Source organism: Mycobacterium sp. 852002-51152_SCH6134967 (assembly GCF_001667105.1).
Taxonomy (GTDB): domain Bacteria; phylum Actinomycetota; class Actinomycetes; order Mycobacteriales; family Mycobacteriaceae; genus Mycobacterium; species Mycobacterium neumannii_A.
The window spans coordinates 1-1988 of the sequence record NZ_LZIK01000034.1 but is presented as its reverse complement, the minus strand read 5'-3'; the positions used below and the strand labels follow the sequence as shown (position 1 = coordinate 1988).

1 protein-coding gene is annotated in these 1988 nt (G+C 63.6%); it reads left to right on the top strand.

Annotated elements, in window-relative coordinates:
- Nucleotides 1–371: 371 nt before the first annotated feature.
- The gene (ltrA, locus tag A5790_RS11210; RefSeq protein WP_369829783.1) at nucleotides 372–1874 is read left to right on the top strand and encodes a group II intron reverse transcriptase/maturase; all 1503 of its coding nucleotides are present in this window, start codon (nucleotides 372–374) and stop codon (nucleotides 1872–1874) included.
- Nucleotides 1875–1988: the final 114 nt, after the last annotated feature.

Below are 1988 nucleotides of genomic sequence, written 5' to 3'. Positions count from 1 at the left end.
CATGGTGCGTCCAGCAAGCTGGATCAGGCTAGCGGGTGGAAGTCCCGTCCCGGTAGGTACCGGAACGCCGGGTAGCAGGCCCCGGTTCGTCGTCGAGAGGTGGCGGGCTGAGCGGGGTGTCAAGAGCCTCTTCGGAGGGAGCAAGTGTGCGGGCCGTAGCGCGAAGCGAACTCTGCAGCCTCGTCAAACGCACAACGGGAGAGCCGAGCCGCTCATGTCACGGCGAAGGCCATGTCTGCTGGGCCCTGGTCCGGGGTCAGTCCAGCGGGTCTCCCCGGGGTATGGGAGATGGCACGTGCACATAGTCTGGTTCGGAACTGGAGAGGCCCGTCTGCCTGGCCTTGTCGGGCAAAGACCAGGGGTATAAGCCGATGGTGAAAATCTCTGGAGGGCAGCGGGAGTCCGATGGGGTCGTAGTACCGCTGATCGGTGTGCAGCACAACGCGCCGGGAGGGAAGGACCCCAACTTTGATCACGCGCGCAGAGTGGGTAAGTGCGAGGGCATGGCCGGGCTTGCCTGGTCCAATTCCCCCGGCAGGTCATCGCCTGTCGTAGCCGATGAGCCGTTGGTGGTTTCGCCGGTGAAAGTGCGACAACTGCAACGCACGCTATGGGCTGCGGCCAAGCAGTCTTCGGGTCGGCGTTTCCACGCCCTGTATGACCGTATCTACAGGGGTGACGTCCTGTGGGAGGCGTGGGAACGGGTGCGAGCGAATAGGGGCGCGGCCGGGGTGGATCGGATCACCCTGGTCGCGGTGGAGGACTACGGCGTGGACCGCATGCTGCGTGAGTTGCGTCGGGACCTTCGCACAGGTCGGTATCGTCCCGCGCCAGCCAGGCGTGTGGAGATCCCGAAACCACGTGGTGGTAAGCGGCCGTTGGGGATTCCTACGGTGCGAGACCGGGTGGCCCAGGCGGCGGCCAAGCTGGTGTTGGAACCGATATTCGAGGCGGACTTTCTGTCGTGCTCGTATGGGTTTCGGCCGAAGCGGTCAGCTACACAAGCGATGGAACGGCTTCGTGTCGGGTTCATCGAGGGCTACCAGTTCGTGGTGGAGTTCGATATCGCCAATTTCTTCGGCGAGATCGACCATGACCGCATCCTCACCGAGGTGGGGCGGCGGGTCTCGGATCGGCGGGTGCTCAAGCTGCTGCGTCAGTGGCTGCAAGCAGGAGTCATGGTTGACGGTGAGGTGACGCGGACGGTCGCGGGCACCCCGCAGGGCGGGGTGATCTCCCCGCTGTTGGCCAACATCTACCTGCATGTGCTCGACACCGAACTTTCCCGCAGGAATGTGGGTGAGTTGGTGCGCTACGCCGATGACGGTGTGGTGATGTGCCGTTCGGCGGCACAAGCCGAGCACGCCCTGGCGGTGCTGGGCGAAATCCTGGCGTCGTTGGGGTTGCGGCTGCATCCGGACAAGACGAAGGTGGTCGACTTGCGTGAGGGGCGTGAGGGCCTGGATTTTCTGGGTTGTCACTTCCGGGCGCGTATGTCGGGGCGGTTGTGGGAACAGAAGCGGATCGTGCGCTACTACCTGCATCGCTGGCCCAGCCAGACGGCCATGGCCCGCCTGCGGGCCAAGGTGCGCGAACGCACCGGAGCCAATCGGGTCGGCATCGATATCCGTGACGTGATCGCGGCATTGAATCCGATCTTGCGCGGTTGGGGCAACTACTTTCGCACCGGCAACGCCGCCACTAAGTTCCGCCAGATCGACCGGTACGTGATGTGGCGCCTATTTCGCCTAATGGTGAAGAAGCGGGGCCGTAACCTGCGTGCCGGACAAGCCGATCAGTGGACTGAAGAGTGGTTTCACGGTCATGGCCTTTTCCGCTTGCGCGGCACCATCCGCTACCCGAAGGCGGCGTAACCATGTCAAGAAGATCATCGGTAAGCCGTGTGCGGGAAAACCGCACGCACGGATTGAAAGGGGGAAGGGGAAACGGGTCCGCTACGCAGATACCGCGCCCCTGACTACCAATGA

What these genes read in the sequence shown, in the direction of transcription:
- ltrA (WP_369829783.1), top strand. Translation starts at nt 372, where the DNA reads ATGGTGAAAATCTCTGGAGGGCAGCGGGAGTCCGATGGGGTCGTAGTA.